Here is a 5,790-nt window from a genome sequence, read left to right on the forward strand (position 1 = left end):
CTAAAAGTGGCTCCGTCCCCAGTTAGACGCGTTATTAACGCAACTAACGCAAAAGCGCCTACTTTACTGTAGGCGCTTTTTTATTGGCATATGAAAAAGTAAGGCTTGTCCATGCACACTAACAACTGCAGGAGTTTTACCTATCAGCTCACCATCTGCTTCAATTAATAGCCCTTCAGTATTTATGGAAGCTGTATTTAAGCGACTATAGGTAAGGTTTTTTATATACTCATGACGCTTAAAAAATAACTTAATAAAGCTTATTACATTATAAAAAAGCCCACCCGATCGCATTTGATAACACTCAAGCTGGCCATCAATTAAATCCGCTTTTGGCGCTATTTTTAGCCCGCCACCAAAGTACTTATGATTAGCAAATACAGTAATTAAATTTTGATACTGCCGAGCATCGTCATTAAACGTACCTTGTAACTGCTGAGCTTGATAATAAAATAGCTCTTTAATGCTCGTCCAACTGTAATCAAAAGATGAAAAATTAGCTTTATCATTAATAGTTTTAATCACATGAGCATCAAATCCTACCCCTGCAATATTAATAAAATAGCGGCTATTAATTTTTCCTATATCAATGGCTGTCGGTGTATTAAATAATGCCTTTCGCCAATCATCTTCCTTGCAATTAAACCCTCTGGAGAAATCGTTACCTGTACCGCAAGGTAATAATGCTAACGAACAGCTGCTCCCTATTAGCGCATTAACCGCCAAGTTCAATGTACCATCGCCACCTAGTGCAACTACTTTGGGAAATTTACTCAGTAACAACCTTATTTGAGCGCAGTCATCGTCAAAGCTTCCCGTTGTAGTAAATATACAATAAGAAAAGCTGCGTTTTTTACAGATATTTTTAAGCCATGCCAATGATTTTTGGCTCTGTTTTTTGATACTTGGTTTAATAATTATAAGTAGTGACAAGCTTTTGTTTCCAGCAATGTATTTTAGAGTGAGATAACAAACGTTTAATTAAATTTTTTTAATCTGAATAAATAATCAAAAAACACTGTATAAAATGCATAAAAATAAATTAAAAAACCAAAAACCCCAACATCAAAGGGGTTAAAACCAACCGCCATATAAATAGCTATGCAAAAACAGTAATGCAACTTACTGAATCGCACATTAATAAAATCAATTCAGATTAGTTTAACTAATCCCTCAGGCTTAATTTTTATCGTTGTATTTTTAATCAAGCAACGTGCAAAATGCACGCGATTTCAACAGATACAACCGGAGCAAAATAATGAAACCAATTAATACATTAAATCAAACAGCAGCAGCGCAAGTAGCCGTTAAACCAACTAACCGTAAAGCAAGAATGTTAGCTAAACTTAACACGATTGGTAAAAGACTAGCACTTAGCGGTGCAGCTCAATATAAATAATCACCCAACCATGATTATTTTTCGGTGCAGCGAACACTCAACCACTAAATGAAGTCACTTATTTAGCTCCCATTGTTTGCTGCAACCTATTTATTTTATTAAAAATTGCCTTAATTTCCCCTTATTTACAAAAAAAACCTCATTTACGTATGTTTTTTAGGCAAACAGTCATTTTGCTATTTACACAGCGGTATCACCTAAGTATTATTCTGCGTCACGGAGAGATGGCAGAGTGGTCGAATGCACCGGTCTTGAAAACCGGCATGGGTTTATAGCCCATCTAGGGTTCAAATCCCTATCTCTCCACCATATTTTAATTGGTGGCTTTTTTTACTCCATCAATACAACCGGTTATGCGTTGGAGAGGTGTCCGAGTGGCCGAAGGAGCTCCCCTGCTAAGGGAGTATAGAGTTTGTAGCTCTATCGAGGGTTCGAATCCCTCCCTCTCCACCATACTTAATTTAAACCACTTAATTGTGGTTTTTTTGTGCCTAAAATTTAACACCGATACTAAATTGGGAGGGTGAGAACCCTCGACAAAATGTCTGGAACATTTTAGGCCGCTGCAAGCGTCGCGTAGCGATTGATTACATGGATGTAAGCAAGTCTATCCCTCCCTCTGGACCATACTTAATTTAAACCACTTAATTGTGGTTTTTTTGTGCCTAAAATTTATAAAAACTAAACAAATTGTACCTAGTAATAACTTAGGGCATTATTAACACAACTTTAGCCACTTTTAGGTTTAGCTATGATCCGGTTCATATTGCTATCATTTTTCGCGGCAGCACCATTTTTTACCTTGGCACAAAGTACAACAGTGTATAAGTGTGTAATTGAGGGCGTTCCTACTTTTAGCCAAACGCCTTGCGCTAAAGATGCACAAATTATTACTCTAAAAGATATAAATGTAATTGAAGCATATAAAAGCTCTACGCCCGGTAAAGGTATTACCGATACCTCTGTTGATGACTACTTAGAAGTTCAGCAAATAGAGCGTGAAATAAAGCGCCTTGAGCTATCTATTGAACAAAGCCAAAAAGAATACGCTGCTAAAAAACAACAAATAGATTACATGACTCAAGATAAGGCCAATCGTTTAGGCGCTTCGTCTATTGCTGATGCTATCGCAACTAAAACAAATTCATTAAAGCAAGCCTACGACGCATCAATTAATCAAACGCAGCAAAAAATAGAGTCATTAAAGCAAAGAAAGCAGCAGCTTAGCCAAAACCCTTAAGCGCTCGTTTTACTATAGAAATAAATTGCGCAACGTCTTCTTGAGTATTATAAATATGTGGCGATACTCGTATTCCAAATTTGCGAGCATCTACACTGACTTTCGCTTTATTAAGCTCTGTAAGTACATGGTCTTGTTGCTTGTTAAAAAACAAAATAACAGTCCCGCTGCATTTATCACCACTCATTGGTGATGCAACATATTCGCTTAGTTGCTCATGAATAAGCGTAAGCATCGCTAAGTTATGCACCCTTACCTTGTGAGCTGTTAACTCTGCAAAGTAGGCAATACTATTTGCGGCAATAATATAAGGCGCTACAGAAGGGGTGCCCCCCCAAAACTTAAGCGCACTGGCGTTATATTCAAAGTGGTTAATATCGAACTCAAATGGATTTTGATGCGAAAACCAACCCACATCTTTAGGCTCACAATACTCTATTTGATTTTTGTTAACCCATAAATAAGCTGCACCTGGGCCACCACATAACCATTTAGCGCTCGATCCAATCATAAAGTCCGCATCGAGCACGCTTAAATCAAGCGGTATAACCCCCGCTGACTGAGCAACATCAACTATTGATAAACTATTGGTTAATTTACTTATAGCTACAATATCGTACACAGGCGCCTGTACACCTGTATTTGAATATACATGACTTATAAAAACTAAATCGATATCACAAGTTATATAACGCTGCCAAACACCCATATCAGTTAGGTTTTCATGCTCAGGTATAAATATGATTTGAGCACACGTTGGCAACGCTTTTTGCATTGCAAAACCCATACTCGGAAAATCACTTTGCGCCATAAGCACTTTACAATTTTTTTGCTGTAGCCGTGGATGCGACATAAGCAATTTTGTTAAGCCGCTTGATAAATTAACTTGAGGACAAAACTGCGAACTAGGCGCATTAAATAACTTACCAAGCGCGGTAGTAAATTGCTCAACTGCGGGCAGCCATTGTTGCCAAGGTTCTTTATTTGAGCTCTCCCACGGTAAAAAGTAGTGCTGTGCTAAATATTGCTGCGTATTTTTAAGAGGACGCCCTACCGAGTGGTTTAGTAAATAACAGCCATCAGCCATACAAAAATCATTTTTAAGCATGCTATTTAACCCATTCTTTAAGTGTATTTAGATCGTCAAAACGTGTTTTTATATCGTCGCGTTTGGCACTGGCTCGTCTATCTCTTAATTTTTCGAGCGAATCAAGTAATACATGAAGCGGCGGACCACTTGCTGTTACCTTGCTCATATGCTGCTGTTGCATATTTTTTGAAGGCTGAGCAATAAATTTTTCAACCAATTGATTATGATGACCGACTGCGGTGTCGCCATGTAATTTACACACTTGAATAAATAACGTTGCGTGGCTTTTAAACCAATCTGTATTTTTATATGGCTCTGCTTGTAAAAAGTCATCCATAAAGCTTTGCATACGCATGGCTTCTCGCAGGATTTGTTGATCCTCTGGCATCATATATAAAAACTTATCCACCAGCATTTGCGAGTAACTAGGCTCGTTTGCACTACACAGCCCTAACAGCATATCAATCACGTTAATACCTGCAAAGTCACCAGCATTTGCCCCTCTGTAAACCTCTTTACCTACACGGTACGGTTTATAATAAGGGCGAACGCAGTTAAAAAAGCGATCTGTATCGAGCTCAGAATAAAGTGCATTGTTTGACTCAATTACATCTATAAGCGCTTGTTTAGCTACTTTTAATAACTCACCACACAAGGGATGTGAAATACCTAGCGGCAATATTTTTAATAAAGCATCACTTGCCCGTTTGTAGGCCAAAATACCTTGGGTGTTGTAATCAAGAAACAGCTTTTCATCAGGTAAATTGGTAAATCGTTTATAAATACCGTTAAGTGCTTTGTTATGAGTAGTTAAGTGGGCGGTAGCAAAACGAGGGGTTACGCCAATAGATGCGCCTATATGCATAGCAAGCGCTGAGGCTTCTATTAGCGGTGAAGTGGTTTCTCTGCTTGGCTCAGTAATTTCATGGCGCCTACACGCTGCCATAAATAATCCTACGTTACCGAGTAAGTCAAAAGCGCTATCAAAGCCTTGATCTGTGTTTCCCTCGGCTAATAAATTGCTAATTAATACGTTGCCTTCTTTTTCTAATTGTTGCTTTAAGGCCTCGCCTACCCCTTCTACATTTGCTTTATCGGTTTGCTGCCAATAAAGCTGCTCTAATTCACTATTTAAAGTGACAAACTCAGTTCGTATCCAGTGATCGAAAATAGCGGTATGTGTGTTCATTGTTGTGCTCTATTATTTTTATAGTTAAATGCTAACAGAGTTCAATGAGGGTAAAACGCCAAAAAAATTAGTAAAAACTGCAATACTTAGCAATAATCACTACAAATATAAAAATAATTAATAAAAGCCGACAACTATGTTAGATAAAAAAGATCAGCAATTACTCATTGCACTGCAAAGCCAAGCTCGTATGTCGGTTTCAGATTTGGCCAGCAGTATTAACCTATCGGATACGCCTTGTTTAAGGCGTATAAAAAAGTTAGAGCAAGAAAACATTATTACCGGCTACCACGCCGCCATAAATCCTAAAGCACTTAACCTTAATGTGTTGGTATATGCGTTTGTACGATTAAGCCAAAACTCGGTAAGTGCTGCAGAGCAATTTGAGCAACATGTAGAAAAGTTACCACATGTATTAGAGTGTTGTGTAATATCAGGAAGCTATGATTATTTATTAAAAATCATTGCACATGATCTTGAGAGCTACGAAACGTTTGTGAAACATCAACTAGGTGGCTTAAGTTGTATCGCAAATATAGAATCAACAGTTGTGTTAAAGCAGTCATTTAGCAAAAAACAGTTACCTTTATAAAAATAACCAAAATAACTTACTGTTAGCTATACTGATATTTCAAAACGACAATAATAATTGCTTGGACCTTATGTGAAAAATTTTAACTCTAAAAATCATTCCATTATTTTTTACATCATGTTTGCCTTGGCATATTTTTTAGTCGGCATAGCACTCACTAAACTTGCTTTTAACTCGCAAATAATTCCAATTTGGTTACCTGCCGGCATAGCTTTAGTTGGCTGTTATATTTGGTGGTGGCGCTTTATCCCGCCTCTATTTGTAGCTGCAATTGCATTTA

7 protein-coding genes and 2 tRNA genes are annotated in these 5,790 nt (G+C 37.6%); 6 read left to right on the top strand and 3 right to left on the bottom strand.

What is annotated here, in order from left to right:
- Positions 1-63 precede the first annotated feature (63 nt).
- Positions 64-933, bottom strand: coding sequence for a diacylglycerol kinase family protein (locus H5072_RS10225; RefSeq protein ID WP_182693473.1), 870 nt, complete (start codon positions 931-933; stop codon positions 64-66).
- Positions 934-1,258: 325 nt separating this feature from the next.
- Here H5072_RS10225 and H5072_RS10230 point away from each other — a divergent pair, with 325 nt between their 5' ends.
- The 4 genes from H5072_RS10230 (at position 1,259) to H5072_RS10245 (ending at position 2,639) form a co-directional block, all read left to right on the top strand.
- Positions 1,259-1,399, top strand: coding sequence for a hypothetical protein (locus tag H5072_RS10230; protein ID WP_004335040.1), 141 nt, complete (start codon positions 1,259-1,261; stop codon positions 1,397-1,399).
- A 218-nt stretch (positions 1,400-1,617) separates the two neighbouring features.
- Positions 1,618-1,708: transfer RNA gene (locus H5072_RS10235), tRNA-Ser, on the top strand.
- 51 nt (positions 1,709-1,759) lie between these two features.
- A tRNA-Ser gene (locus tag H5072_RS10240) sits at positions 1,760-1,852 on the top strand.
- A gap of 298 nt (positions 1,853-2,150) precedes the next feature.
- Positions 2,151-2,639, top strand: a complete 489-nt coding sequence (locus H5072_RS10245; RefSeq protein ID WP_182693474.1) for an RNA-binding protein — start codon at positions 2,151-2,153, stop codon at positions 2,637-2,639.
- Here H5072_RS10245 and H5072_RS10250 read toward each other — a convergent pair.
- Positions 2,623-3,747 (bottom strand): aminotransferase class V-fold PLP-dependent enzyme, encoded by a 1,125-nt coding sequence (locus H5072_RS10250; protein WP_182693475.1) that lies wholly within the window; start codon positions 3,745-3,747, stop codon positions 2,623-2,625. The two genes, H5072_RS10245 and H5072_RS10250, sit on opposite strands and share 17 nt — an antisense overlap.
- A gap of 1 nt (position 3,748) precedes the next feature.
- Positions 3,749-4,918 carry a monodechloroaminopyrrolnitrin synthase PrnB family protein gene (locus H5072_RS10255; RefSeq protein ID WP_182693476.1) on the bottom strand — a complete coding sequence of 390 codons (1,170 nt, stop codon included), beginning with the start codon at positions 4,916-4,918 and terminating at the stop codon, positions 3,749-3,751.
- Positions 4,919-5,054: 136 nt separating this feature from the next.
- Here H5072_RS10255 and H5072_RS10260 point away from each other — a divergent pair, with 136 nt between their 5' ends.
- Together H5072_RS10260 and H5072_RS20890 are read left to right on the top strand one after the other, a co-directional pair.
- Positions 5,055-5,510, top strand: coding sequence for an Lrp/AsnC family transcriptional regulator (locus tag H5072_RS10260; RefSeq protein WP_039488718.1), 456 nt, complete (start codon positions 5,055-5,057; stop codon positions 5,508-5,510).
- Between the two features lie 72 nt (positions 5,511-5,582).
- On the top strand, positions 5,583-5,790 hold a 208-nt coding region (locus H5072_RS20890), incomplete at its 3' end, for a hypothetical protein (protein WP_220488581.1).

Source organism: Pseudoalteromonas sp. SR45-5 (assembly GCF_014163565.1).
Lineage (GTDB): Bacteria > Pseudomonadota > Gammaproteobacteria > Enterobacterales > Alteromonadaceae > Pseudoalteromonas > Pseudoalteromonas distincta.

Excerpts from the sequence above, each read along its gene's own strand:
- H5072_RS10245 (WP_182693474.1), top strand. The coding sequence starts at position 2,151 with ATGATCCGGTTCATATTGCTATCATTTTTCGCGGCAGCACCATTTTTT.
- H5072_RS10250 (WP_182693475.1), bottom strand. The coding sequence starts at position 3,747 with ATGCTTAAAAATGATTTTTGTATGGCTGATGGCTGTTATTTACTAAAC.
- H5072_RS10255 (WP_182693476.1), bottom strand. The coding sequence starts at position 4,918 with ATGAACACACATACCGCTATTTTCGATCACTGGATACGAACTGAGTTT.
- H5072_RS10260 (WP_039488718.1), top strand. The coding sequence starts at position 5,055 with ATGTTAGATAAAAAAGATCAGCAATTACTCATTGCACTGCAAAGCCAA.
- H5072_RS10230 (WP_004335040.1), top strand. The coding sequence starts at position 1,259 with ATGAAACCAATTAATACATTAAATCAAACAGCAGCAGCGCAAGTAGCC.